The organism is Roseixanthobacter finlandensis (assembly GCF_043195105.2).
In the GTDB taxonomy this organism is placed as follows: domain Bacteria; phylum Pseudomonadota; class Alphaproteobacteria; order Rhizobiales; family Xanthobacteraceae; genus NCEH01.
Map to the genome: position 1 here is coordinate 80,011 of NZ_CM195536.1, position 23,857 is coordinate 103,867.

Consider the following 23,857-nt stretch of genomic DNA (forward strand, 5'->3'; position numbering starts at 1 on the left):
CATTCCGAAACCCGCCTCATCGACCCATGCCCACCCCGCGCGGGCGATCAGCCGACCTCTTCTATATGTACGTGGTCCGGGCGCCGCCGCCACCCCCCGGAACGGCGCGGACCGCGAATAACCTTAGGGCAGGGACCGCAGGAACGCCACATGCGCCACCGCGCCGCATGCTCCGTTGACCGCTGCCGATGGGTCACATAAGCTGTTTCAAACGATTAAAAGAATTTGCCGCCACCACCCAAAGGCCACGCCAATCAAGGCCGGGGGAGGCGGCAAAGGGGCCGCAAGGGCCTCACAACGGGAGGAACGCATGAAACGATTGCTCGTCGCCGGGCTCAGCCTCGCCATGTCCGCATTGCTGCCGCTGGGTGCCGCGAAGGCGGCCTATCCCGACCGGCCCATCACGCTGATCGTGCCCTGGGGCGCCGGCGGCGGCACGGATGCGGTGGCGCGGATCATCGGATCGCTGATCGAACGCGACCTCGGCCAGCCGGTGGCGGTGGTGAATCGCACCGGCGGCCAGGGCGTGGTGGGCCATCAGGCGATCGCTGACGCGGCGCCGGACGGCTACACCATCGGCCTGCTGACGGTGGAAATCGCCATGATGCACTGGGCCGGCCTCACCAAGCTCGACCCCTCCTCCTATACCCCGATCGCCCTCGTGAACGAGGATGCCGCCGGCCTACAGGTGCGCGCCGACGCACCCTACAAGACCGCGCAGGAGGTCATCGACGACGTCAAGAAGAACCCCGGCAAGTTCAAGGCCTCCGGCACCGGGCAGGGCGGCATCTGGCATCTCGCGCTGGCCGGCATGCTCTCCTCGCTGAAAGTGGACCCGGCGAGCGTGCCGTGGGTGCCGAGCGCGGGCGCCGCCCCCGGATTGCAGGACCTGATGGCCGGCGGCGTGCAGATCGTCACCTGTTCGCTGCCCGAGGCGCGCTCGCTGATCGACGCCGGGCGGGTCAAGAGCCTCGCCATCATGGGCAAGGAGCGCTCCAAGCTGATGCCCAACATCCCGACCCTGAAGGAAGCCACCGGCAGCGACTGGGCCATCGGCGCCTGGCGCGGCATCGCCGGGCCGAAGGGCCTGCCCAAGGAGGTTTCCGACAAGCTCATCGCATCGGTGAAGAAGGCTTACGAAAGCAAGGAATACCAGGAATTCCTGACCAATCGCGGCTTTGGTGGAAAATGGGCGGAAGGGCCGGCGTTCGGCACCTTCATGGCGCAGAGCGACACCGCCCTGGGCGCGGTGATGAAAGAGGTCGGGCTCGCGAAATAGCGTCCTGTTCCTGAGCGGCGAGGTCCTTTCTCTCCTCCCCCTCACCCCGGCTCTCCCCGGCGGAGAGAGAGGGGGCGGTTCCCGCGCGTAGGGGTGGGGATGCGCGATTCACCTCTCCCCGGCGGGGAGAGGTCGGCCGCGCAGCGGACGGGTGAGGGGCGCCGGCTCGCCGGGAAGCGCGAACGCCGCCCTCCGGAGACCGGGCCGGAGTGCCGGGAGCCCCCGCGAGCGGGAATCATCCCAACGATTGTTTCATGCGCACCCAAGGACTGCACCATGCGCGTCAATGATTTGATCCTCGCCATCGCCGTGATGATCGGGGCTGCGGCTCTTGCCGCCGCTGCCTCCACCCTGCCGCCCATACCGGGCCAGAAGTTCGGCGCCGATGTCTTTCCCATGGCCATATCCGGCGGCCTGTTCCTGTGCGGCCTCGTGCTGGCGGCGCAGAGCCTGCGGGCCGGGGCGGGGCCCGCGCTCATGCTCGGCTGGGCGCGGGAGGTGCCCGCTTTGCTGCGTGCCGGCGGCGCGCTGGCGGCGGTGGTGCTCTACATGGTGCTGGCGCCGCTGACCGGCTTCATCATCGCCGCCACCCTGATGCTGCTGGCCCTGTTCCTGATGCTGAAGGTGCCGCCGCTGGCGGCTGTGCCGGCGGCGCTGATCGCGACGTTGTGCGTCTATTATTCCTTCGCCCACGGCCTGCGCGTTCCGCTGCCGCGCGGCCTCATCGAGAGCATGCTGTGATGGGCGCCATCGAAGCCGGCATCGGCCTCGTGCTGCATTGGCACGTCATCCTTACCATCTTCATCGCGGCGGCCTTCGGGCTGGTGGTGGGGGCCATTCCCGGCCTCACCGCCACCATGGCCATTGCGCTGCTGGTGCCCATCACCTTTTTCATGGATCCGATCTCGGCGGTGGGCGCCATGATCTCCTGCTCCGCCATGGCGATCTTCGCCGGCGATATTCCAAGCACGCTGATGCGCATGCCCGGAACGCCGGCCTCCGCCGCCTATACCGACGAATGCTATGCCATGACCCGCAAGGGACAGGCGGAGGTGGCGCTGGGCGCGAACGTGCTGTTCTCCGCCCTTGGCGGCCTGTTCGGCACGGCGGTGCTGATCGTCTCCGCGCCGCTGCTGGCGGAGGTGGCGCTGGGCTTTTCCTCGTTTGAATATTTCTGGCTGGCGCTGCTCGGGCTCACCTGCGCCATCTTCATCGGCTCCGGCTCGCCGGTGAAGGGGCTGATCTCGCTGTTCATCGGCCTGTTCGTGGCGTGCATCGGGCTGGACAATCCCGCTGGCATTCCGCGCTTCACGCTCGGCAATACCGACCTCCTGAGCGGGGTGGATTTCATCCCCGCCATGATCGGCCTGTTCGCGGTGTCCGAGGTGATCCGCGCCATGGCCTCCGGCGCCAAGGACTGGGAGGTGAAGCAGACCTCGCTCGGCAATCCGCTGCGCGGGTGGGGCTCGCTGATCGTCAAATACTGGCCGCAGCAGATACGCGGCAACATCACCGGCACGGCCATCGGCATCCTGCCCGGCGCGGGGGCGGACATCGCGGCCTGGGTCTCCTATGCCATGAGCCGGAAATTCTCCAAGACCCCGGAGAAATTCGGCACCGGGCACGTGGAAGGCATCATCGAGAGCACCTCGTCCAACAATGCCGCGCTCGCCGGGGCCTGGGTGCCGGCGCTGGTGTTCGGCATTCCCGGCGACAGCATCACCGCCATCGTCATCGGCGTGCTGTACCTGAAAGGGCTCAATCCCGGCCCGACGCTGTTCCTGAACAATCCCGAATCCATCTATGCGGTATTCTTCATCTTCATCATCGCCAATCTCGCCATGATCCCGCTCGGGCTCGCGGCGTTGAAGGCGGGCACGGCGCTGCTCAAGGTGCCGCGCCGCATCCTGATGCCGGTGATCCTGCTGTTCTGCGTGGTCGGCGCGTTCGCGGTGAACAATTCGATCTATGGCGTCATCCTCATGCTGGTGTTCGGCGTGCTCGGCTTCTTCATGGAGGAGCACGACGTTCCGATCGCGCCTTGCGTGCTCGGCATCGTGCTCGGCAAGATGCTGGAGGACAGCTTCGTCACCTCCATGATCAAAGCGGATGGCGACCTGCTGGGCTTCTTCTACCGGCCGATCTCGGCGGGTCTGGGCATCGTCACCCTCGCGGTGCTGTTGCTGCCGCTCTGGGGCGTGCTGCGCCGACGGTTTGGGGCGACGCGCGCCGCCTGAGGGGCATCTTGCGGCCAAGAGGGCGGCTATGCGGCCGCCCTTTCCGGTCTTTTGCCTTGATTACACCGGAAAGGCCGCTCAATCCTGAGCGCGCGAACCTTTCCTGCCATGGATGCCTGATGCCCGCGACGCTCCTTCTTGCCGATATCGGCGGCACCTCCACGCGCATCGCGCGCGCCGACCGGGACGGCACCTTGTTCGACCTGCGGGTGGAGGCGAACGATTCCTATGCCAGCCTGGAAGACCTGTTCGGCGTCTATCTGTCCAATATCGGCGGCCCGCGCCCGTGCGCCGGCGTGTTCGCGGTGGCCGGTCCCGTGGACGGCGACGAGGTGAAGATGACCAACCGGGCCTGGCACTTCTCCCGCCCGGAGCTTGCCCGTACCCTCGGGCTCGACGCGCTGACCGTGTTGAACGATTTCGCCGCGTTGGCCCATGGTGTGGTCGGCCTCGGCCCGCAGAACCTCGTGACCGTGGGCACCGGCAAGGCGGTGGAGGGCGCGCCGATGCTGGTCTGCGGTCCCGGAACCGGGCTCGGCACCGCGCTCGTGCTGCCACGCGCCGAAGGCTATGAAGTGCTGCCGGGGGAAGGCGGCCACGTGCGCTTCGGCGCCGTCACCTCCGAGGAAGCGCGGGTGCTGGCCCATCTGGTGCAGGATCTCGGCCCGGTGAGCGTCGAGCACGTGCTCTCCGGAGCCGGGCTGGTGCGGCTGCATCGCATCCTCAGCGGGGAGGTCGCGACTTCCCATTCGATCATCACCGCCGCGCTCTCCGGCCAGCGTAACGAGCGCGAAACCTGCCACGTGTTCCTGCGCCTGCTCGGCCGGGTGGTGGGCGATTTCGCCTTGCTCACCCTGGCGCGGGGCGGCGTGTTCATTTCCGGCGGGGTCGGGGCGGCGATGGCGCAATTGTTCGCCGAATCCCCGTTCCGCGCGGCCTTCGAGGATCATCCGCCCTACCAGGCCCGGCTCGCCGCGATCCCGGTGCGGGTGGTGGTGCATCCCACCCCCGGCCTGGTCGGCGCGGCGGAGGTGGGCCGGCGCCTGCTGGCCGCCCTCGAACCGGCCTGAGGGCAGCCGGCGCGTCCTCTCATTTCATGATAGAGAACGCGGTATCCGTTCGGCTTGCGGTGCAAGCTGAACGGCGCGCGCGGCTTAAGCGCGGCCCGCCATCTGCCGCCAGCGCAGGAATTCATGCACGGTGGGCGACTGCTCGCGCCGCCGGCAGATCATATACACATGCGCCACCAGCGCCGGGGCCATGGGCAAGAACACCACGTTGTCGCTGGTGAAGGAAGCGTCATCGAGGGACCACCAATTTGATTCCGCTCAAATGGTGCCAGCTCAGGACTCATTGATTAAAGCAGAATATGAGTGTCACGGCGATGCGGATGTCAGAGATGGAAAACATGGCTTCCGCAGTGTTGATGTGGGTGCCGCGGGAAGCATACTCTTTGCTGAGAAGTAGACCCGCTTGCGCAACATACGGAGTGCCGACCTAGGTGTAGAATGCGGCGTCTACGCGTATTTATAATGCCGCCTGCCGGCGCAAAAATCATACGATCTCCCATTCCGCACCATTCCGGCCGCCCGCAATGCCGGCCGATGATCTGCTTCTGTATTCGGTCCAGTTTCGTCAACCCCGATGATGGCACGTCGCGGGTTCTTTGCTTCCGTCCGTGGTCGAGGATCGCCACATGATGGTGTTCGATGGAATGACCGGTTCAAGCTCTTCGGCGTGCTCGGCCGCGTCAGCGGCTGCGACGACAGGTCATGCGAACTCAATCATCCCACGCCCCGCGACGGGCGTTCAGGGAACCACAGCCGGGTCGATCACGCCGCGGCCGCAGTCCATCGGACTTCCGTGCCGCTCCGCCACATGCTGTGAAGAACGACCGCCATCTTGTGAGCCAGAGCGACCTTCGCCCGGTTGCTTCCCTGTCGCTGAGCGATACGCACCGCCCAGGCCTTCATCGGTGACCAGCGTGTGCTCGGTCGCAGGATGACGTTGGCGGCCTCGAACAGCGCAGTTCGCGTCTCCCCGTCGCCCACTTTGGTGATCCGTCCGGTCCGATCGATCTCGCCCGATTGATACCGCCGAGGTGTGAGCCCGAGATAGGCTCCCACGGACCGGGAGCGAGCGAAACGCTCTGGCGCATCGACGGTTGCCCTGAATGTCAGGGCGGAAACCGGCCCGATCCCGGGCATGGTCATCAACAGTCGGCAGACCGGATCATTTCTGACAGCCTGGACGACCGGACGGCGAAGGCGCTGGTACTCCTGCATCAATGCGTCCCGGGCTGCCAATAGGGGAGCCATCACCTCAGCCAGGATGGCGTTGTTTCCAACCAGATCTCGGACACGGGAGGCCAATCCGGCACGCGACACGATTCCGACCTTCAAGCCGAAGAGACGGAGCAATCCGCGAAGTGTCTGCTCTGATGCGGCGATGGAGCGGATCAGATGCTTGCGTGCCGCCACCAGCGTTCGGGCATGCTGGCTGCCGATGCTCTTCACGTGCACGACCTTGTACCAGCCAGCCCTGACCACCTGGGCAATGCCGCGCGCGTCGTTCCGATCGGTCTTGACAGGCATTGCCGACAACGCCGCCTTCACCTGCCGCTGCCGCGCCTCAAGACTGATGGCGGGAAAACCAAGCTCGGCCAAGCCCGCAGTCAGCCATTCCGACATCGGCCCAGCCTCAAGCCCAATCTTCGCAATCCGGCGCCCCAGGGCTGAAGACACTGCGAGATGGCGGACGCCTCCGACGCCACGCTCGCCTCCTTCAGGATTTGACCTTCCCGGTCGATGACACTGACGGCTACGGAGTTCAGAGAGACATCAAGGCCGCCGTACACCAGGGGGACCTCCCGGCGCTGGGTTCAGGCCCCGATTGTCCTCTTCGCCGCGGAAAGCCGCAAATGGGTCAAGAGATCAGCACCGAATACCCCATCTCTTCCGTAAACCGTAAGGGGCGCATCGTCTCCTTCAGTGACGGACTCTATAAAAATCTGGAGGAGGATCAGGGTCTCAGGGCGACCTCATGCCGCCGCGCGGCGCCGCACGGCGGCAGGCGGGACAAGGGCGCAGAAGATCTCGGGCGGCGCGGCTTCCTCCGGCGTTGCGCACAACCGCCGGGCCGCGAGCCAGGCGCCGAAACGCGGATCGGCGGTGAATACCGCGAATGGAATCGCCAGCCAGCATCCGGCGATCAGCGGCGCGGTCCAGAGCAGCAGCACCGGCGCCGTCAGCGCCATGGCGAGCGCCACCACAAGGCCGAACGCAGTCGGCAGCCACAGCGCCCGCGCGGCAACCCGCCAGGACAGGGCATGGGCATCGCGCGCCTGCCCGTTCCACACCCCATGCACATGGCCGAAGGCGAGCAGCGCCAGGAAGCGGGTGGTGGACAGCGCCATGATGGGCCCGAGCAGGAAGGCGAAGACGAGTTCCGCCAGCGCCGAAAGCGTAAAGCGCCGCGCCCCGCCGTAGCGCGCCGCGCCCCCGGTCGTGAGGGCCACGTCCAGCAGCCCGGCAAGCTTCGGCGAGAGGGAGAGGAACAGCAGGCCGAGATAGAGACCCGCGGTTCCGGCCCCGACCTCCGGAGAGGCATCCATCGCCGCGAACGGCAGTAGCAACAGCGCCAGCGGCACCGCCGGCATGGCGGCGAACATCAGGATCGCCCACAAGAGCTGAAACCGGCTCATGGGCAGCAGGCCGGGCAAGGAGAGCAGGCGGGTATATTGCAGATTGCCGAGGCACCAGCGCAGGTCGCGGGCCATGAAATCCAGCAGCGTGGGGGGATTTTCCTCGAAGCTCTCCCCCTCCACCGGCACCACCCGCACCTCATAGCCGGCGCGGCGCATGAGCACCGCCTCCACCTGGTCGTGGGAGAGGATCGGGCCGCCCAGCGGCGGTTCTCCCGGCAGGAGCGGCAGGTCGCAATGGAGCGTGAAGGGCTGCACCCGGATCAGCGCATTATGCCCCCAGAACGGCCCGCAATCGCCCGCCCACCACGTGGCGCCGAGCGTGTAGCAGCGCATGCCGTGGCGCATGCCGAACTGGAACAGGCGGGCGAACCCGCTGGCGCTGGGCAGGCCCACCACCAGGCTCTGAAGGATGCCGAAGCGCGGGTTCGCCTCCATGATCTTCACCAGATCCAGCACCGCCGGCGCGCCCATCAGGCTGTCCGCGTCGAGCGGCAGCATGAAATCATAGGCGCCGCCCCAGGTGAGGCAGAAGTCCCGCACATTGCCGGCCTTGAACCCGGTGTTCACCGGACGGCGGCGATAGAGGATGCGCCCGCCCGCCTCGGCCTGCCAGCCGGCCACCGCCTCTTCCTCCGCCCGCGCCACGTCCGCGCGATTGGTATCGCTGAGCAGGAAATAATCGAACTGCCCGCCGAAGCCGGTGGCGTCGAGCCCGGCCTTTACCGCACGCAAACGTGACAGCGCCCGTTCGGGATCTTCGTTGCGGAGCGTCATAAGAATGGCGGTGCGCGTCGAGACCGGGGCATCGCGCATGCGGCCCAGGAACGGCGCCGCCTGCATCACACCGTCACGGCGCGCGTGCAGAAGAAAAAGACCGACCGACGCATTCCAGAAACCAATCGCATTCCAGGGCGTTGCGACCAGCACGCAGGCCAGCAGCACCAGATCGACCGCCCGCCCGCCGTTCTGCGCCGCGAGCCGCGCCGCGAACAGGGCGACCAGCGCGAGGGTGGCGAGATTGAGGGCCAGCATCGCCAGGCGGCGGCGGCGCATCGCCCGCAGACAGGCGGCGGTTGCGGGCAGGAGATCGGCGAGCAAGGCGGAAGGCTCAGGCCGGACGTTCATGAAGGCTCCGGTGGGTGGGATGGATCAATGCGGGAGGTCGGCGGAATAGCGATGATGGAACAACGTGCTGCGCGCCAAAGCCAGGAACAAGCGCGCGAGCGGATCGGAGATGCCAGGGACGTGAAACCTCTCGACCACACCGAATGTGCGGCCCCGGACCCGGTCCAGGCCGAGGCGCTCTGGTATGTCGCCCCGCGCTGCGCCCGCCTCAAGAGCGAAACGCTGCGCCCGCGCGAACGTGACGAGCTTCTGATCGCAACCTCCTGGAGCGCGGTGAGCCGGGGCACCGAACGCCTGATCTATGACGGCCTTACCGATCCGGTGCATCGCGGCTGCATGCGCGCGCCCATGCAGTGCGGCGAGTTCCCTTTCCCGGTCAAATACGGCTATTGCGCGGTCGGCCGCGTCGCCGCCGGCCCGGCCCCATTGCTCGGCCGCGACGTGTTCGCGCTGCATCCCCACCAGAACCGCTTCCTGATCGCCGCCGACCAGGCGATGCTGGTGCCGCGCGATGTGCCAGCCCGCCGCGCCACCCTCGCCGCCAATATGGAAACCGCGCTGAACGCGCTGTGGGACAGCGGCGCGGGCGCCGGCGACCGCATCGTGGTGGTGGGCGCGGGGCTGGTGGGATTGCTGATCGTCTATCTCGCCGCCCAACTGCCGGGCGCGGACGTGACCGCCCTCGACCCGTGCGCCCAGCGCCGGGCGATCGTCGAATCGTTCGGGGCGCGGTTTGCCGCCTCCCCCGGTCCGATCGCCGAGGCGGACGTGGTGTTCCATGCCAGCGCCACCTCCGAAGGGCTCGCCGCCGCCATCGGCTGCTGCGGCCATTCCGCCACCCTGGTGGAAGTGAGCTGGTATGGCGACAAGCCGGTGACGGTGGAGCTGGGCGGCCCGTTCCATGCGAAAAGGCTGCGCCTGCTGTCCTCGCAGGTCGGCGCCGTGCCGCCGGAGCGCCAGCCGCGCTGGACCTTGAAGCGCCGGCTCGCCAAGGCGCTGGACCTGCTGGCCGATCCCCGGCTCGACGCCCTGATCACCGACGAGGTGGCCTTCGCCGACCTGCCCCAATCGCTCGACCGCATCCTCGGCGCCCGCCCCGATGCGGTGGCGACCGTGGTGCGCTATACCGCCTGAACGGCAAGGATCTCTCCCATGTATGCAGTGGAAGTGCGCGACCACATCATGATCGCCCATAGCTTCAAGGGCGATCTGTTCGGCCCGGCCCAGGCGCTGCACGGCGCCACCTTCGTGGTGGATGTCACCTTTTTCGCGCGCGAATTGACCACCGAAGGCGTGGTGGTGGACATCGGCCGCGCCCTCGACGCGCTCAAGGCGGTGCTCGGCCCTCTGACCTATCGCAATCTCGACGATCTGCCAGAATTCGCCGGGCGCAACACCACGACCGAGGTGCTGTGCCGCCACATCTTCGACCGCATGACGGACGCCGCGCGCACCGGCGCCCTGGGCGCGGGCGGCGACGCGCTCGCCAAGCTGCGGGTGACGCTGCATGAATCCCATGTGGCGCGGGCCTGGTACGAGGGCGATATCGCCGCATGAGGGCGGCCGCCTTCGCGATCCCCGGCGACCTCAACCTGCCGACCGGCGGCTATGCCTATGACCGCGAAGTGCTGAAGCGCTTTCCACGGGACGGCCTGTCGCTGACCCATCTCGCCTTGCCGGCCGGCTTTCCCGCCCCGACCGGCGCGCAGGTGGGCGAAGCCTTGGACACCCTCGCCACCACGGCGCCGCAGACCCTGCTGCTGGTGGACGGCCTCGCCCTCGGCGCCCTGCCGGCGGAGGGGCTCGCGGCGCTGAACCGGCGCATCGTCGCGCTCATCCACCATCCGCTCGCGCTGGAAGAGGCACTATCGGCTGGGGACCAGGCCCGCCTGGCGGTCAGCGAACGCGCGGCGCTGGCCCGGTGCGCCCATGTCATTGCCACCAGCCCGGCGACCGGCCGCACCCTGTGCCGCGATTTCGGCGTCGATCCCGCGCGCCTCACCATCGCGATGCCGGGCTCCGCGCAGGTCGCGCGGGCCCCGGCGGACGGGAGCCCGGCGCGCCTGCTGGCCGTGGGCTCGCTCATCCCGCGCAAGGGATATGACGTGCTGCTTGAGGCGCTTGGCCGGCTGAAGGGCTTCGCCTGGAGCCTCACCATCATCGGCAGCCTCGACCTCAATCCCGCGACGGTGGCGCAGATGCGCGCCCTCATCGCCGCTTATGGCCTGGAGGAGCGCATCGCTCTCGCGGGCGCGCGGCCGGCGCAGGAGCTGGCGCAGGCGTTCGCCGGCTGCGACCTGTTCGTCCACCCCTCCCTGTTCGAGGGCTATGGCATGGTGCTGGCGGAAGCGATGCGCCATGGCCTGCCCATGATCTGCACCACCGGCGGCGCGGCGAACGAGACCGTGCCGGACCGTGCCGCGCTGAAGGTGCCGCCGGGCGATGTGGAGGCGCTCGCCGGCGCCTTGCGCATCTGCCTGCTTTCCGAAAAGGAGCGCCGGCGCCTCGCCGATGCCGCCTTCGCCGCCGGGCGGATGCTGCCCGATTGGGACGATACCGCGCAGCTTATCGCCGGCGCACTCGCGCGTGCCGCAGCGCTGGAGACCTTGCCATGACAGGATTTTCCGCCCAATGGCTCGCTTTGCGCGAGCCTGCGGACGTGGCCGCGCGCCATGCCGCCCTTGTCGCCGACCTCGCGCAGCGCATCGCCGTGCACGCCGGCGGGGCGGACCGCGAACAGCGTATCGTCGATCTCGGCGCCGGCACCGGCTCAAATCTGCGCGCCACCGCGCCTTTGCTCGGCCCGCGCCAGAGCTGGCGGCTGCTGGATCATGACCCCGCCTTGCTGGAGGAGGCCCGCGCCGCGCTGGCGGCCTGGGGCGGCGAACAGGGCATGGCGGCCCATGACGCGGGCGCCCGGCTGGTTCTGAAAGGGCCGGAGCGGCGCATCGCCATCGCCTTCGCCCAGGCCGACCTCGCCGCCGATCCCGCCGCCGGCCTCGATTCCATCGGGCAGGACGCGCCGCACCTCGTGACCGCCTCGGCCTTCTTCGACCTCGTCTCCGCCGACTGGATCGCCCGGTTCGCGGCGCAGGTCGCGCAGCGCGGCGCGCTGTTCTACACGGTGCTGACCTGCGACGGCCGCGACACCTGGCAGCCCGGCCATGCGGCCGATGACGAGATCGCCCGCGCCTTCCAGGCCCATCAGGCCCGCGACAAGGGCTTCGGCCCGGCCGCCGGGCCGCACGCCAGCGCCTTGCTGGCTCAAGCCTTCCAGGCACAAGGGTATGGTACGCGGGAGGAGGGCAGCCCCTGGCGCCTCGGCCCGGATCATGGCCCCCTGATCGCCGCTTTGGCGGAGGGCACGGCCGGCGCGGCGGCGCAGACCGGGCTGCTGGCGGAAGAGACCATCTCCGCCTGGCTGACCGCCCGCCGGCACGCGACGTGCGAGATCGGCCACGCCGATCTGCTCGCCTGGCCGCACCCTGCGCCGCCGCTCAGCCCCGGCTGAGCTGCGGCAGCATGCGCGACAGCACCCCGTCGCGCCGGATGATGCCGTGGTAGAGGCCGGCGAGAATGTGCAGCGCCACCAGGGCCGCCGTGAGATAGCCGAGATATTGGTGTGCGCCGTTCAACAGGTCGGACAGGGCTTCATTCTTCGGCGCGATGGCCGGCAGCGTGAACAGGCCGAACACGCTCACCGCCGAGCCATAGGCGGACGAGCCCGCCCAGCCGAGCAACGGCATCACGAAGATCAGCACATACAGCAGGTGATGCACGCCGTTGGAGGCCGCCCATTGCCAATCCGGCAGGCCGAGCGGGCGGGGCGGCTTGCCCTTCACCACCCGCACCGCCACCCGCAACACAGCAAGGCACAGGATGGTGAAGCCGATGGAGCGGTGCAGGTCGAACAGCTGGTTCTGCGCCGGCCCGTCCGGCAGGCGCAGCATGATGAAGCCGAACGGAATCACCAGCAGCACCGCCGCCGCCGTGATCCAGTGAATCCACCTAGCCGGCGGAGAATAAGGAATGACCTGCGGCTCGCTCATGGTCGCGCGTCCCGTCCTCATGGGGGGGGCGGCCATCCCCCGTGCCGGTGTCCGAAACGTGAACGCCCCCGGCCGCGGGCAGGCGCAGATCGCACGCAAACAGCACATCGCCGTCGGGAAAAACCTCGACCCGGCTCGCCGGCCGTAGCGCATCCTTTAGCGCGGCGATGGGCGCAAGCTCAAGACCGGCGCGGCCGGAGCCGAGAATGACCGGAGATACCAGCACATGGAAGCCGTCCATGCAGCCGGCATCGAGAAATGACGACAATGTGCGCGTCCCGCCCTCCACCAGGATGCGGAACAGGCCCTGCGCCCGCAACGCTTCAAGGATGGCCTGTGGCGTCATGCGCCCCGCGCCGTCGGCGGCCACCGTCACCGCCTCGACGCCGGGGGGAAGCGCGCCCATGACATCCGGACGCCGCAGCACCAGCCGGCGGGCCCCGTCCGCGCCAAGGCAGCGGGCGGCGGGATCGAGCCGGCCGGACGGATCGATGATGACACGGGCGGGGTTTTTGCCCGGAACGCGGCGCACGTTCAGCAGCGGGTCATCGGCGACGATCGTGCCCACCCCCACCAGCACCGCATCGGCGCTCGCGCGCAGCCGGTGCAGATGGTCCAGCGCATACCCGCCGCTGATGTATTTGGATTCGCCTGAAACCGTGGCGATACGCCCGTCCAGCGATTGGCCGAGCTGGCCGATCACGAGGGAGCGATCCGCGCATTGCGCACTCGCGCTCAAGCTCAGGAATGGGTCATAGTTCTGCATCGCCCTCGACTTAGCATAAACGGGCGCCGCCGGATGCAGGGGCCGGCGTATCGCGCGATAATGATTGCGCCAGGTCGGGGGGCTGGGAACGCAACGGCAATGGCACCGTTTGGTGACGACGGCCGCGCACGCACCCGCCGGATGCGGCGAGGTGCACGGGGCCAGAAGGTAGCACGGGGCTTGCAGAAACGCGGCCGTGGCACATGTTAGTGGGTGAAGAGGCTGTAATGTCCCCAAGTGTGAATATTCTCGGTCGCGCGGATCCACGTATCACCGCTGTGGAGCGCGCGATTTCCGAACTGCGGTCCGGCCGGCCGGTCCTGTTGTCGCAGGGCGAGGATCGCGCGCTTGTGATCGGCGCCGAAGCGTTCGACGCGTCCTTGGCGAACGCCTTCGCCGAACAGGTCCAGGGCATCGGGCGACTCGTGCTGCCGGGTCCGCGCCTGGTCCGCCTCGGCTGCCCGCGCGACGAGGACGGCTCGATCGCCCTGCCCCAGATGGATCCGGAACGGGTGGGCATGCTCACCCTCAAGGTGGATGCGCGGGTCGACGCCCCGGTCGCCCCCGCGACCGCGCTCGATGTTGCCGCGCTCGACCTGCTCGGCCTTGCGCTGGTGCTGCCCGCCGCGGTGCTCGCGCCCAGCGACGGCGCCGGGCTCGAACAGGTGCTGCGGGTGGATGGCGCCGATATCGCCGCCTTCCGCGCCGACCAGGCCGCGCGCCTCACCATCGTCGGCCGCGCGCCGGTGCCGCTGGAAGGCGCGCCGGAAACCGAATTCGTGGTGTTTCGCGGCGGCGAGGGCCTGCGCGACCAGGTGGCGATCATCGTCGGCAAGCCGGATCTCTCCCAGGCGGTGCCGGTGCGGCTGCATTCGGCCTGCCTCACGGGCGATCTGTTCGGCAGCCTGAAATGCGATTGCGGCGACCAATTGCGCGATACGGTCCAGCGCATGGCGCGCGGCGCTGGCGGGGTGTTGCTCTATCTCGACCAGGAAGGGCGCGGCAACGGCATCGCCAACAAGATGCGCGCCTACAAGCTTCAGTCCGAAGGCTATGATACCTATGACGCCGATGCCGTGCTCGGCTTCGGGCTCGATCAGCGGCGCTTCGACTTTGCCGCCGAAATGCTGCGGCAGCTCGGGGTGACAGCAGTGCAGCTCATCACCAATAATCCGCAGAAGATTGCCGCCCTGAAGGCCGCTGGGCTGGACGTGGTGGCGGAACAGCGGGTGCTCGGGCGACCGACGCTGGAGAATGTGCGCTACCTCGCCTCCAAGCGCGACCGCGCCGGCCATTATATTGATTTCGAAGTGCTCGCCGCCCGCGCGCCGGACTGAGCGCGGGCGCGGGGCACCCTGCGTCAGGTCAAATCAAAACGATTGAAATCTCTCCCCGCTTGGGCTTTCCATGGCGGGCCACTCTTTGCGCGGCATAAGGTCCGCGCCGCCGTGCCATGGGTCTGACCTGGGGCGGCGGGAAGAGAATCGAGAACACTCGGGAGAGAGACTTCATGACCGCCACCAAGATCGCCCTCGTCACCGGCGCCGGCTCCGGCGTCGGCCGCGCCGTCGCGCAAGCCCTTGCTGGCGCCGGCTATAGCGTGGCCCTCGCCGGCCGCCGGCGCGAGGCGCTGGAGGCCACCGCCTCTTCGCTCGGCGACGCGCCCGCTCTGGTGGTGCCGACGGACGTGACCGATCCGGCTTCCGTCGCCGCCTTGTTCGCGGCGGTGAAGGAAGCCTACGGCCGGCTCGACCTGCTGTTCAACAATGCCGGCACCGGGGCGCCCGGCGTTCCCATGGAAGATCTCACCTACGAGCAATGGCGCATGGTGGTGGACACCAACCTCACCGGCCCGTTCCTGTGCACCCAGCAGGCGATCCGCATCATGAAGGCGCAGACCCCCATGGGCGGGCGCATCATCAACAACGGCTCGATCTCGGCCCACACGCCCCGGCCCAATTCGGCGCCCTACACCTCCACCAAGCACGCGATCGCCGGCCTCACGAAATCCACCTCCCTGGATTGCCGCGCCTATGACATCGCCTGCGGCCAGATCGACATCGGCAATGCCGATACGGAAATGGCCCAGCGCATCAAGAACGGCATCATCCAGGCGGACGGCTCTATGAAGCCGGAGCCGATGATCGACGCCAAACACGTGGCCGACGCGGTGCTCTACATGGCAAGCCTGCCCCTGAGCGCGAACGTGCAGACCATCACCGTGATGGCCACCAAGATGCCGTTCGTCGGGCGCGGCTGAGCCCAGACGCCTTCCGCCACGCTGGAACGTCCCCTTCTCCACGGGCGGGGAGGGGACGTGCCGCAGGCCGGCTCTTCCTATTCGCGGAAATCCGTATCGGCCGCGACGCGGGCAAGCTTGGTGCGGATGTTGCGATGGGCGTCGGGCCCGAGCGCGAGCCGCAGCGGCGGCTTTTCCGCATCCACCGCCTGGAGGATCACGGCGACGCTCCGGCTGGGAGCGTCCTCCTTAGAAGAACGCGCACGCCGCCGCATCAAATCACGTTGCCATGTCCGACGCGCCGACAAAACGCGAAAGCTGCCGGCGCGAATGTCAGACCGGCGCCTCGGTGCGGGAGAACGCCTCGGCGAATTCCGGTGAGGCGATGCGCTCCAGCGATGCGCGCAATGCCGCCGCCTCGGCGTGTCCGAACACCGCCTCGAATCGCGCCTGCGCCTGCGCCCACAGCGCCATGGAGGCATCGAGCTTTGCCTTGCCGAGCGGCGTCAGCACCACCCGGCGGCTGCGCTTGTCCTGTTCATCCGGCACGAGCGCCACGAGGCCGTCGCGCTCCAGCGGCTTGAGATTATGCCCGAGAGCCGAGCGGTCGAGCACCAGGGCGGCGGACAGCTCGCCCATGGTCGGCGTTCCGGCCCGCGCGATATGGATCAGCAGCGAGCGCTGGGTGCCCTTCAGGCCGCACGGCGCCAGGACCGAATCATACAGCTGCGACACGCGCCGCGTGGCCTTGCGTAAAGCCGTGCCGTTGCACCGCCCGGCGTTGGGATAAGCACCGGCGGGAGCGGCATCCGGCTCGCATCCTACCCCGGCCGACGAGTTCTTGCGCCCTGCCATGTCCCTGCTCCTCACGGGGCCGTCAATTGACGAATACTCGCATATGCCACTATTTTCAAATTTATGGGTATATGCCCGTAAATCAGGGCGACGCGCGGTCTCCGCCACCGGCGCATCGGAAAGCGACATGCTCGACACCTTGTCCAAGCCGACCCGCGCCGCGTCCCCCACGCCGGCCCCGATCACCGGGGCGGCGGCCCTGTCGTCCCGCACCCGCGCCTTGCTGGAAGCCCCGGTGGCCCCGCTGCTCGCGCGCCTTGCCTGGCCGAACATCCTGGTGATGCTCGCCCAATCGAGCACCGGCCTGATCGAAATGGCCTTCATCGCCCGTCTCGGCATCGATGCCCTCACCGGCATGGCGCTGGTGCTGCCGGTGCTGATCTTGATGCAGAACATGTCCCAGGGCGCCATGGGCGGCGGCATCTCCTCCGCCATCGCCCGCGCCCTCGGCGGCCAGCGGCGGGCCGAGGCGGACAGCCTCGTGCTGCATGCGCTGGTCATCAATATCGGCTTCGGCCTCACCTTCTCCGCTCTGGTCCTGCTGTTCGGCCGGCACCTGTTCGCCTTGCTCGGCGGCAGCGGTGCGTCGCTGGACGCCGCGATCACCTATTCGCGCATCCTGTTCGCGGGCATGGTGCTGCTTTGGGTGTTCAATGCGCTGGCGAGCATCATCCGCGGCACCGGCAACATGCTGGTGCCCGGCATCGTGATCTGCGCCGGCGCGGTGCTGCTGGCGCCGCTGTCCTGTGCGCTGATCCTGGGATTCGGCCCGATTCCCTCCTACGGCATCGCCGGCGGGGCGATCGCCATGCTGCTTTATTACGCGGTGGGCACCGCGATCCTGGCCTGGTACGTGGCGAGCGGGCGCAATGTGGCGCGCTTCGCCTGGACCCGCCTGCACCTGCCCTATGCCTGGAACATCCTGAAGGTGGGCGCGGTCGCGGCGGTGAATACCATCCAGATCAATGTGACCATCGCGGCCACCATGGGCCTGGTCGCCGCCCATGCGGGGCCGGGCGCGGTGGCCGGCTTCGCCACCGGCACCCGGCTCGAATATCTGCTGCCGCCGCTCGCTTTCGGGCTCGGCGCGCCGCTGGTGGCGCTGGTGGGCACCAATATCGGCGCCGGACAGAACCGGCGCGCGCTGCGGATCGCACTGATCGGCGGCGCCTTTGCCTTTGTGCTCACGGAAACGGTGGGCATTGCCGCCGCGATCTGGCCCGCCGCATGGCTGGGCCTGTTCGACGCGACGCCCGAGATGCTGGCGGTGGGCACCCTCTATCTGCGCACGGTCGGGCCGTTCTTCGGCTTCTTCGGGCTCGGCATGACGCTTTATTTCGCCTCCCAGGGCGCCGGCCGCCTCGGCTGGCCCCTCGTCGCCGGCCTGCTGCGCATGGCCATTGCCGTGGGCGGCGGCGCGCTCGCGCTTTCGGTCACGGGCTCGCTGCATTGGCTGTTCGCGGTCTATGCCTGCGGACTGTTGTCCTATGGGGCTGTGGTGGGCGTTTCGGTCGCCTCGGGTTCCTGGTTTCGCTAAAGGCGTTATCTTGACGGTTTCACCCTGATCGCGCCCCTTATGGGCGGTTCATCGGAGCACATGATGCGCATTCTCGTGGTTGGGGCCGGCGCGACCGGCGGCTATTTCGGCGGACGCCTTGCCCAGGCGGGGCGCGACGTGACCTTCCTCGTGCGTGCCAAGCGCGCCGAGCGCCTGCGCGCACGCGGCCTCCAGATCGTCAGCCCCACCGGCGATGCGACGCTTCACCCCTCCATCGTCACCGCGGATCAGATCGCGGGGCCCTATGATCTCGTGCTGCTGTCGGTGAAGGCGTTCGCCCTGGACGCAGCGCTCGCCGACGTCGCCCCGGCGATCGGCCCCGACACCATGATCCTGCCGGTGCTCAACGGCATGCGGCACATGGATCTGCTGGCCGCCCGCTTCGGGGCCGGGCGGCTGCTTGGCGGCGTCTGCAAAATCATGGGCCGCATCGACGAAGAGGGGCGCATCGTGCAGATGAGCCCGCTGCATCAACTGACCTATGGCGAAACCGACGGCACGCGCTCGGCGCGCATCCTCGCCCTCGACGGGGTGATGCAAGGCGTCGGATTCGACGCCCGCCTCTCGGACGCCATCCTGCTCGACATGTGGGAGAAATGGGTGTTCCTCGCGAGCCTCGGCGCCATCACCTGCCTGATGCGCGGCAGCATTGGCGAAGTGGCAGCGGCGGGCGGCAAGGCTATCGCGCTCGCCATCGTGGCCGAGTGCGCCGCGATCGCCCACGCGGCGGGATACGCCCCGCGCCCGGCGTTTCTCACCGAGACCCGGGCGCAGCTGACGGCGGATGGCTCGCCCATGACCTCGTCCTTGTATCGCGATCTCAACCAGGGCCATGCGGTGGAGGCCGACCAGATCATCGGCGATCTCATCGCCCGTGCCCGCGCCAGCGCAACGCCGACGCCGCTGCTGGAGGCAGTCGGTGTCGCGCTGAAACTGTACGAGAACCGGCGCGCGCAGGCCTGAGGAGGACCACCCGAAGGATGGATCACGCCGCTTGGCACCCCGTCCGGCTTGACGGTCCGATCGCCCTGCGTCTACCGTTACGACGACGGTTCCCCTTGGGGATCAAAAGGGAACGCGGTGAGTCGGCACCTGGCAGCGGGGGTTGGCGAAGCCGCGGCTGCCCCCGCAACTGTAAGCGGCGAGTCCATCGTCATCAGCCACTGGGCCCTGGGCCTGGGAAGGCGACGAGTTGGGCACTGACCCGCGAGCCAGGAGACCTGCCGTCAGCCGTGGTCACGCGCGTGCACATTGGGCGGGGTGTCCTGATGGTGGTTGTTCCCTGCGGCATCCTCGCCGCATGGAGGCCTCGTTCGCGGTGACGGACCACTCGTCCCGCTGAGGCCCAAATGCCGTCCGCCGTAATTTTTCCCGTTCGCCGCGCCGCGCGCGCCGCCCGCCGCCCCATGCTCGCCGCCCTGATTCTCTCCTCCGCCTCCTGCGCCGCCTACGCCCAGTCGGCGCCCCCCGCCGATGGCGCATCGCAATCCATCGACCTGCCCGAGGTGGTGGTGAGCGCGACAGGCATGCCGACGCCGGCGGACCAGGTGGCCTCCTCCGTCAGCGTCGTCACCGCCGAGGATATCGAGCGCCAGCAATTGCGCACCGTTCCCCAAGTGCTTCAGTCCCTTCCGGGGCTCAATGTGGTGCAGACCGGCGGGCCGGGCGGGCAGACCTCGGTGTTCATCCGCGGCACCAATTCCAACCATGTGAAGGTGCTGGTGGATGGCATCGACGCGGGCAATCCCTCGACCCCCAACGGCGCCTTCGATTTCGGCCAATTGCTCGCCACCGATCTTGCCCGCATCGAGGTGCTGCGCGGCCCCCAGAGCGGCCTCTACGGCTCGGACGCGATCGGCGGCGTGATCTCGATCACCACCAAGAAAGGCGAGGGCCCGGCGAAGGTGTTCGGCTTCGTGGAAGGCGGCGCGCTCGGCACCTTCAACCAGGCGGCGGGGCTGAGCGGCTCGACGGAGAAGGTGGGCTATTCCTTCAACGTCACCCATTTTTCCTCGACTGAAATCCCGGTGACTCCGCCCGGCATCGTGCCGCCGGGCTATCCGATCAATGCGAACGCCTACGACAACTGGACCTATTCGACCCGCCTCGATTTCCAGATGAGCGATGCGTTCGCGGTCAATTTCGTCGCCCGCTACATCGACAGCCGGCTCGCCTATACGCCGGATGTCTATCCGCCCCCGCTCTACGAGGGCCTTCCCGCCGCCGAGCGCTCCACCAGCCTCGCCAGCATGTTCTTCACCAAGGGCGAGGGCGTGTGGACCGCGCTCGACGGCGCGCTTAACACCACGTTCGGCGTCAGCGCCATGACCTCGTCCAACCCCACCACCGGGCCGAACACCTCGGTGAACGGCCAGTATGACGGCGACCGGCAGACCTATTATCTGCGCTCGAACCTCGCCTTCGCGCCGGGGCAGAACCTGCTGGTGGGCGTGGAGCGGCGCAACGAAGCGATGACCTCGTCCACCCAATATACCGACCTTTCCGCGAGCACCGGTGACACCGGCGCCTATGCGGAACTCCAGGGCAAGCTGGGGGATCGCTTCTTCGGCGCCGCCAACATCCGCTTCGACAGCGACGACACGTTCGGCGATCATTCCACCTATCGCCTTGCGCCCGGCTTCCTCATTCCCGAGACGGGAACCACGCTGAAAGGCAGCTACGGCACCGGCTTCAAGGCGCCCTCGCTGTACCAGCTCTATGCCCCCAATTACGGCAATGCGGAGCTGAAGCCGGAGGAGAGCACGGGCTATGACATCGGCTTCGAGCAGGAGGTGTTCGGCGGGCGGGTGACGTTCGGCGCCACCTATTTCCACAACGACATCACCAATCTCATCAGCTACGACCCGGTGACCTACCAGAACGTCAACATCTCCAGCGCCACGACCCAGGGCGCGGAAACCTTCGTCGCCTTCGCGGTGACTGACCGGCTGAAGCTGCGGGTGGACTACACCTATACCGAGGCCGTGGGCTACATGCCGCCCGACACCTCGTTCGGCGCCGCCTGCGCGCCGCTGACCGACACCTCCTGCACCCCGTTGCGGCGGCCGAACAACAAGGTCAGCGTCACCGCGGACTGGAACCCCACGGACGAGCTCAATCTCTCCGCCACGCTGATCTATGCTTCCGCCTGGTGGGATATCGTGCGCCTCACCAGCGATTATATCGACCAGCCGGGCTACACCGTGGTGAACGTGGCGGCGAATTACGCCCTGACAAAGCAGGCCACCCTGTTCGGGCGCATCGACAATCTGTTCGACCAGACCTACCAGAACCCGAACGGCTTCCTTGCCCCCGGTTTCGGGGCCTATGGCGGCCTCAAATTCACCTATTGAGGCGGACGGAATGAAACGCGCTGCGGGCCTGCTCGCTTTTCTGCTGCTCTGCGCGCCCGCCTTCGCGGGGGAGCAGAAGCCCGCGCGGATCGCGTCGCTCAATCTGTGCGCCGATGAACTGGTGCTGCGCCTCGCCGATCCGGACAAGGTCGCCTCGGTGACCTATCTGGCGCGCGACCCGCGCAGCTCCAATGTCGCCGATCTCGCAAAACGGGTCCCGGTGAACCGGGGCCTCGCCGAGGAAATCGTGCCGCTCGCGCCCGATCTCGTCATCGTCGGCGCCTTCACCACCCGCACCACCACCGCCATGCTGAAGCATCTCGGCGTCCCGATCCTGGAACTGGGCGTGCCGGCCAGCCTGGAAGAGGCCTATGCCCAGATCCGAACCGTCGCGGACCACATCGGCGAACCGGCGCGGGGGGAAGCGATGATCGCCGCCATGCAAAAGGATTTCGCCAGCCTGCCGCCGGTGCCCGCGCATCGCGCCTCCGCGATCGTGCTGCGGCCGAACGGCTTCACCGCCGGGCGCGGCTCCATCGTCGACGAAATCCTCGGGCGCGCCGGCTACGAGAATCTCGCCGCGCGGCTCTCCACCGACCGCCTCGGCCAGCTCAATCTGGAGGAGATCGTCGAGGCTCAGCCGGACCTGCTGGTGATCAACGGCGGCGCGGATGCCCCGCCCTCGCTGGCCGACGACCTCCTGCACCATCCCGCCCTCGCGCCGTTCGCGGCGCAGGGGCGCACGCTGTCCCTGCCCATCCGACTTTGGACCTGCGCGGGTCCCGAACTCGCGCAAGCGGCGCAGCGCCTCGCGGCCAATCGCCTGGCGGGCACGCGCATCGGCATGGCGCGATGACGGCGCGCGCGCATCCCGGCCACGCCGCGCTTGTGGCCGCCCTCGCCGTCCTGGTCCTGGCGCTGTTCGCGGCCTCGGCGGCGATCGGCTATTCGACCCTCGATATCTCCGCCGCCCTCGCCGACCTGATCGCCGGACGTGCAAGCCTGCCGGCGCTCGTGCTGTCGGAACTGCGGCTGCCGCGCGCCATCCTCGGCGCCACGGTGGGCTTCAGCCTCGGCATCACCGGCGCCGCGCTCCAGGGGCTCATGCGCAATCCCTTGGCCGACCCCGGCGTGGTCGGCGTATCGGGCGCGGCGGCGCTCGGCGCGGTGGTGGCGTTTTATTTCGGCCTGTCGGCCAGCTTCGCCCTCGCGCTTCCGCTCGGCGGCCTCATCGGCGCGGGCATCGCCACCGCCTTCCTGCTGATGCTGGCGCGCCGGGGGGTGGCCACGGCGACCCTGATCCTCGCCGGCGTCGCGCTCAACAGCCTGACCGGGGCCCTCACCGCGCTCGCCCTCAATCTCGCGCCCAGCCCCTATGCGGCGCTGGAAGTGGTGTTCTGGCTCATGGGCTCCTTGTCCGACCGCAGCCTTGTGCATGTGGCGCTGGCACTGCCCTTCATGATGGTGGGATGGGGCCTCGTGCTCGCCACCGGCCCCGCTTTGGATGCGCTGACACTGGGCGAGGACACGGCGACCAGCCTCGGCTTCTCCCTGTCGCGCACGCGGCTGCTGGTGGTGGGGGGCGCCGCGGCGGCGGTGGGCGCGAGCGTCGCGGTGGCTGGCGCGATCGGCTTCGTCGGGCTGGTGGTGCCCCATCTGATGCGGCCGCTGGCGGGGAACCGGCCGGGCCGCCTGCTTCTGCTGAGCGGGCTTGCCGGCGCGGCGCTGACCCTTGGCGCCGACATCGCCGTGCGGCTTATCCCGACCCGGCCTGAGCTGAAGCTCGGCGTGGTCACGGCCATCATCGGCGCGCCCTTCTTTCTGGCCATGCTGCGGCGCCTGAAAGTGGAGGGCGAATGATCCTCGACGTGCTCCAGGTCAGCGTCGCGCGCGGCAAGGCCCGCGTGGTGCGCGATTTCTCCCTGAAGGCGCAGCCGGGCGAGCTGCTGGGACTCATCGGCCCCAACGGCGCTGGGAAAACCTCGCTGCTGCGCGCGCTGTGCGGGCTCGAACCGCTCGCGTGCGGCCGCGTGACCTATGGCGGCCGCACCCTGGCCGAGATCGGCCGACGCGCCGGCGGCCGCACCCTCGCTTATCTCGCGCAAGGGGGGCGGATCCACTGGCCGGTGCGGGTCGACCAGGTGGTGGCGCTCGGCCGCCTGCCGCATGGCGCGGCGCAGGTGGATGCCGCCGTGCTCCGCGCCATGGCGGCGGCGGACGTGATGCATCTGCGGGACCGGACGGCGGGCGCTCTCTCCGGCGGCGAGCGCGCCCGCGTGCTGCTTGCGCGCGCGCTGGCGGTGGAAGCGCCGGTGTTGCTGGCCGACGAGCCGGTCGCCGCGCTCGACCCCTATCACCAACTCCAGGCGATGGAGCTGCTGCGCGGCCTTGCCCGGGCCGGCACCAATGTGGTCGTGGTGCTGCACGACCTGACCCTCGCCGCGCGCTTCTGCGACCGCCTGGCGCTGATGACCGACGGCACGCTCTTGGCGGCCGGGCCGCCCGCCGAGGTGCTCACGCCTGAACGGGTGGCAAAGGCCTATAACGTCACGGTGGAAACCGGCGTGCGCGACGGCGAGCTGTTCGTCCTGCCCTGGCGGCGCTGCGCTGCCACACCGCCCGTTCCGCAAGAGGCCCCGCGCAGCTGACCGGCACCGCCCCGCGTGCGAACCCCACCCGCGCGCGGGTCG

Annotated in this window: 22 protein-coding genes, 1 pseudogene and 1 riboswitch; of the genes and pseudogenes, 17 read left to right on the forward strand and 6 right to left on the reverse strand. The window is 68.6% G+C overall.

Going from position 1 to position 23,857, the window contains the following annotated elements:
• Nucleotides 1-310 precede the first annotated feature (310 nt).
• From V5G24_RS00510 to V5G24_RS00530, 5 genes are all read left to right on the forward strand, one after another.
• On the forward strand, nt 311-1,279 hold the full coding sequence (locus tag V5G24_RS00510; RefSeq protein WP_394078516.1) for a Bug family tripartite tricarboxylate transporter substrate binding protein: 969 nt from the start codon (nt 311-313) through the stop codon (nt 1,277-1,279).
• 276 nt (nt 1,280-1,555) lie between these two features.
• Entirely contained in the window at nt 1,556-2,020 is a 465-nt protein-coding gene (locus V5G24_RS00515; protein ID WP_394078518.1) for a tripartite tricarboxylate transporter TctB family protein, read from the forward strand.
• Entirely contained in the window at nt 2,020-3,516 is a 1,497-nt protein-coding gene (locus V5G24_RS00520; RefSeq protein WP_394078520.1) for a tripartite tricarboxylate transporter permease, read from the forward strand. The genes V5G24_RS00515 and V5G24_RS00520 overlap by 1 nt, the downstream gene beginning before the upstream one ends.
• A gap of 119 nt (nt 3,517-3,635) precedes the next feature.
• Nucleotides 3,636-4,586, forward strand: a complete 951-nt coding sequence (glk, locus tag V5G24_RS00525; protein ID WP_394078522.1) for a glucokinase — start codon at nt 3,636-3,638, stop codon at nt 4,584-4,586.
• A 190-nt stretch (nt 4,587-4,776) separates the two neighbouring features.
• Nucleotides 4,777-4,983, forward strand: coding sequence for a hypothetical protein (locus V5G24_RS00530; RefSeq protein WP_394078524.1), 207 nt, complete (start codon nt 4,777-4,779; stop codon nt 4,981-4,983).
• A gap of 365 nt (nt 4,984-5,348) precedes the next feature.
• Here the strand turns inward: V5G24_RS00530 and V5G24_RS00535 are convergent.
• Nucleotides 5,349-6,376, reverse strand: a pseudogene (locus V5G24_RS00535) (IS110 family RNA-guided transposase).
• Between the two features lie 180 nt (nt 6,377-6,556).
• Nucleotides 6,557-8,347 carry a glucans biosynthesis glucosyltransferase MdoH gene (gene mdoH / locus V5G24_RS00540; protein WP_394078526.1) on the reverse strand — a complete coding sequence of 597 codons (1,791 nt, stop codon included), beginning with the start codon at nt 8,345-8,347 and terminating at the stop codon, nt 6,557-6,559.
• Between the two features lie 120 nt (nt 8,348-8,467).
• Between mdoH and V5G24_RS00545 the strand changes: the two genes are divergently transcribed.
• Genes V5G24_RS00545 through V5G24_RS00560 form a run of 4 tightly spaced genes read left to right on the forward strand, consistent with a single transcriptional unit; the run spans nt 8,468 to nt 11,858 of the window.
• Entirely contained in the window at nt 8,468-9,481 is a 1,014-nt protein-coding gene (locus V5G24_RS00545; RefSeq protein ID WP_394078528.1) for a zinc-dependent alcohol dehydrogenase, read from the forward strand.
• Between the two features lie 18 nt (nt 9,482-9,499).
• Entirely contained in the window at nt 9,500-9,904 is a 405-nt protein-coding gene (locus V5G24_RS00550; RefSeq protein WP_394078530.1) for a 6-pyruvoyl trahydropterin synthase family protein, read from the forward strand.
• Nucleotides 9,901-10,962, forward strand: coding sequence for a glycosyltransferase family 4 protein (locus V5G24_RS00555; RefSeq protein WP_394078532.1), 1,062 nt, complete (start codon nt 9,901-9,903; stop codon nt 10,960-10,962). Before V5G24_RS00550 ends, V5G24_RS00555 begins: the two co-directional genes overlap by 4 nt.
• Nucleotides 10,959-11,858, forward strand: coding sequence for an SAM-dependent methyltransferase (locus V5G24_RS00560; protein WP_394078534.1), 900 nt, complete (start codon nt 10,959-10,961; stop codon nt 11,856-11,858). The genes V5G24_RS00555 and V5G24_RS00560 overlap by 4 nt, the downstream gene beginning before the upstream one ends.
• Here V5G24_RS00560 and V5G24_RS00565 read toward each other — a convergent pair.
• Both V5G24_RS00565 and V5G24_RS00570 read right to left on the reverse strand, forming a co-directional pair.
• A complete protein-coding gene (locus V5G24_RS00565) occupies nt 11,845-12,396 on the reverse strand; it encodes a cytochrome b (RefSeq protein WP_394078536.1) in 552 nt (183 codons plus the stop codon). The two genes, V5G24_RS00560 and V5G24_RS00565, sit on opposite strands and share 14 nt — an antisense overlap.
• The gene (locus V5G24_RS00570; protein ID WP_394078538.1) at nt 12,356-13,162 is read right to left on the reverse strand and encodes a RibD family protein; all 807 of its coding nucleotides are present in this window, start codon (nt 13,160-13,162) and stop codon (nt 12,356-12,358) included. Before V5G24_RS00570 ends, V5G24_RS00565 begins: the two co-directional genes overlap by 41 nt.
• Nucleotides 13,163-13,389: 227 nt before the next feature.
• On the opposite strand from V5G24_RS00570, the gene ribA reads away from it, so the two are divergent.
• Complete coding sequence (gene ribA / locus V5G24_RS00575; protein ID WP_394078540.1) at nt 13,390-14,499, forward strand: GTP cyclohydrolase II RibA; 1,110 nt, start codon at nt 13,390-13,392, stop codon at nt 14,497-14,499.
• A gap of 173 nt (nt 14,500-14,672) precedes the next feature.
• On the forward strand, nt 14,673-15,422 hold the full coding sequence (locus tag V5G24_RS00580) for an SDR family oxidoreductase (RefSeq protein ID WP_394078542.1): 750 nt from the start codon (nt 14,673-14,675) through the stop codon (nt 15,420-15,422).
• 77 nt (nt 15,423-15,499) lie between these two features.
• On the opposite strand, the gene V5G24_RS00585 is transcribed toward V5G24_RS00580, so the two are convergent.
• Both V5G24_RS00585 and V5G24_RS00590 read right to left on the reverse strand, forming a co-directional pair.
• Nucleotides 15,500-15,622 carry a hypothetical protein gene (locus tag V5G24_RS00585; RefSeq protein WP_394078544.1) on the reverse strand — a complete coding sequence of 41 codons (123 nt, stop codon included), beginning with the start codon at nt 15,620-15,622 and terminating at the stop codon, nt 15,500-15,502.
• A gap of 112 nt (nt 15,623-15,734) precedes the next feature.
• Nucleotides 15,735-16,256, reverse strand: coding sequence for a MarR family winged helix-turn-helix transcriptional regulator (locus tag V5G24_RS00590; RefSeq protein ID WP_394078546.1), 522 nt, complete (start codon nt 16,254-16,256; stop codon nt 15,735-15,737).
• Between the two features lie 127 nt (nt 16,257-16,383).
• On the opposite strand from V5G24_RS00590, the gene V5G24_RS00595 reads away from it, so the two are divergent.
• From V5G24_RS00595 to V5G24_RS00620, 6 genes are all read left to right on the forward strand, one after another.
• A complete protein-coding gene (locus V5G24_RS00595; protein WP_394078548.1) occupies nt 16,384-17,793 on the forward strand; it encodes an MATE family efflux transporter in 1,410 nt (469 codons plus the stop codon).
• Nucleotides 17,794-17,856: 63 nt separating this feature from the next.
• Complete coding sequence (panE, locus tag V5G24_RS00600) at nt 17,857-18,777, forward strand: 2-dehydropantoate 2-reductase (protein ID WP_394080291.1); 921 nt, start codon at nt 17,857-17,859, stop codon at nt 18,775-18,777.
• A 70-nt stretch (nt 18,778-18,847) separates the two neighbouring features.
• Nucleotides 18,848-19,056: riboswitch (cobalamin riboswitch) on the forward strand.
• A 107-nt stretch (nt 19,057-19,163) separates the two neighbouring features.
• A complete protein-coding gene (locus tag V5G24_RS00605) occupies nt 19,164-21,167 on the forward strand; it encodes a TonB-dependent receptor plug domain-containing protein (protein ID WP_394078550.1) in 2,004 nt (667 codons plus the stop codon).
• 10 nt (nt 21,168-21,177) lie between these two features.
• On the forward strand, nt 21,178-22,023 hold the full coding sequence (locus V5G24_RS00610) for an ABC transporter substrate-binding protein (RefSeq protein WP_394078552.1): 846 nt from the start codon (nt 21,178-21,180) through the stop codon (nt 22,021-22,023).
• On the forward strand, nt 22,020-23,027 hold the full coding sequence (locus tag V5G24_RS00615) for a FecCD family ABC transporter permease (protein WP_394078554.1): 1,008 nt from the start codon (nt 22,020-22,022) through the stop codon (nt 23,025-23,027). Before V5G24_RS00610 ends, V5G24_RS00615 begins: the two co-directional genes overlap by 4 nt.
• Entirely contained in the window at nt 23,024-23,815 is a 792-nt protein-coding gene (locus tag V5G24_RS00620) for an ABC transporter ATP-binding protein (protein ID WP_394078556.1), read from the forward strand. Before V5G24_RS00615 ends, V5G24_RS00620 begins: the two co-directional genes overlap by 4 nt.
• The last annotated feature ends 42 nt before the right edge of the window (nt 23,816-23,857 follow it).

What these genes read in the sequence shown, in the direction of transcription:
- V5G24_RS00595 (WP_394078548.1), top strand. Translation starts at nt 16,384, where the DNA reads ATGCTCGACACCTTGTCCAAGCCGACCCGCGCCGCGTCCCCCACGCCG.
- V5G24_RS00515 (WP_394078518.1), top strand. Translation starts at nt 1,556, where the DNA reads ATGCGCGTCAATGATTTGATCCTCGCCATCGCCGTGATGATCGGGGCT.
- V5G24_RS00610 (WP_394078552.1), top strand. Translation starts at nt 21,178, where the DNA reads ATGAAACGCGCTGCGGGCCTGCTCGCTTTTCTGCTGCTCTGCGCGCCC.
- V5G24_RS00550 (WP_394078530.1), top strand. Translation starts at nt 9,500, where the DNA reads ATGTATGCAGTGGAAGTGCGCGACCACATCATGATCGCCCATAGCTTC.
- V5G24_RS00560 (WP_394078534.1), top strand. Translation starts at nt 10,959, where the DNA reads ATGACAGGATTTTCCGCCCAATGGCTCGCTTTGCGCGAGCCTGCGGAC.
- V5G24_RS00570 (WP_394078538.1), bottom strand. Translation starts at nt 13,162, where the DNA reads ATGCAGAACTATGACCCATTCCTGAGCTTGAGCGCGAGTGCGCAATGC.
- V5G24_RS00530 (WP_394078524.1), top strand. Translation starts at nt 4,777, where the DNA reads ATGGGCAAGAACACCACGTTGTCGCTGGTGAAGGAAGCGTCATCGAGG.
- V5G24_RS00510 (WP_394078516.1), top strand. Translation starts at nt 311, where the DNA reads ATGAAACGATTGCTCGTCGCCGGGCTCAGCCTCGCCATGTCCGCATTG.
- V5G24_RS00590 (WP_394078546.1), bottom strand. Translation starts at nt 16,256, where the DNA reads ATGGCAGGGCGCAAGAACTCGTCGGCCGGGGTAGGATGCGAGCCGGAT.
- glk (WP_394078522.1), top strand. Translation starts at nt 3,636, where the DNA reads ATGCCCGCGACGCTCCTTCTTGCCGATATCGGCGGCACCTCCACGCGC.
- panE (WP_394080291.1), top strand. Translation starts at nt 17,857, where the DNA reads ATGCGCATTCTCGTGGTTGGGGCCGGCGCGACCGGCGGCTATTTCGGC.
- V5G24_RS00565 (WP_394078536.1), bottom strand. Translation starts at nt 12,396, where the DNA reads ATGAGCGAGCCGCAGGTCATTCCTTATTCTCCGCCGGCTAGGTGGATT.
- V5G24_RS00520 (WP_394078520.1), top strand. Translation starts at nt 2,020, where the DNA reads ATGGGCGCCATCGAAGCCGGCATCGGCCTCGTGCTGCATTGGCACGTC.
- mdoH (WP_394078526.1), bottom strand. Translation starts at nt 8,347, where the DNA reads ATGAACGTCCGGCCTGAGCCTTCCGCCTTGCTCGCCGATCTCCTGCCC.
- V5G24_RS00555 (WP_394078532.1), top strand. Translation starts at nt 9,901, where the DNA reads ATGAGGGCGGCCGCCTTCGCGATCCCCGGCGACCTCAACCTGCCGACC.
- V5G24_RS00580 (WP_394078542.1), top strand. Translation starts at nt 14,673, where the DNA reads ATGACCGCCACCAAGATCGCCCTCGTCACCGGCGCCGGCTCCGGCGTC.
- V5G24_RS00605 (WP_394078550.1), top strand. Translation starts at nt 19,164, where the DNA reads ATGCCGTCCGCCGTAATTTTTCCCGTTCGCCGCGCCGCGCGCGCCGCC.
- ribA (WP_394078540.1), top strand. Translation starts at nt 13,390, where the DNA reads ATGTCCCCAAGTGTGAATATTCTCGGTCGCGCGGATCCACGTATCACC.
- V5G24_RS00615 (WP_394078554.1), top strand. Translation starts at nt 22,020, where the DNA reads ATGACGGCGCGCGCGCATCCCGGCCACGCCGCGCTTGTGGCCGCCCTC.
- V5G24_RS00620 (WP_394078556.1), top strand. Translation starts at nt 23,024, where the DNA reads ATGATCCTCGACGTGCTCCAGGTCAGCGTCGCGCGCGGCAAGGCCCGC.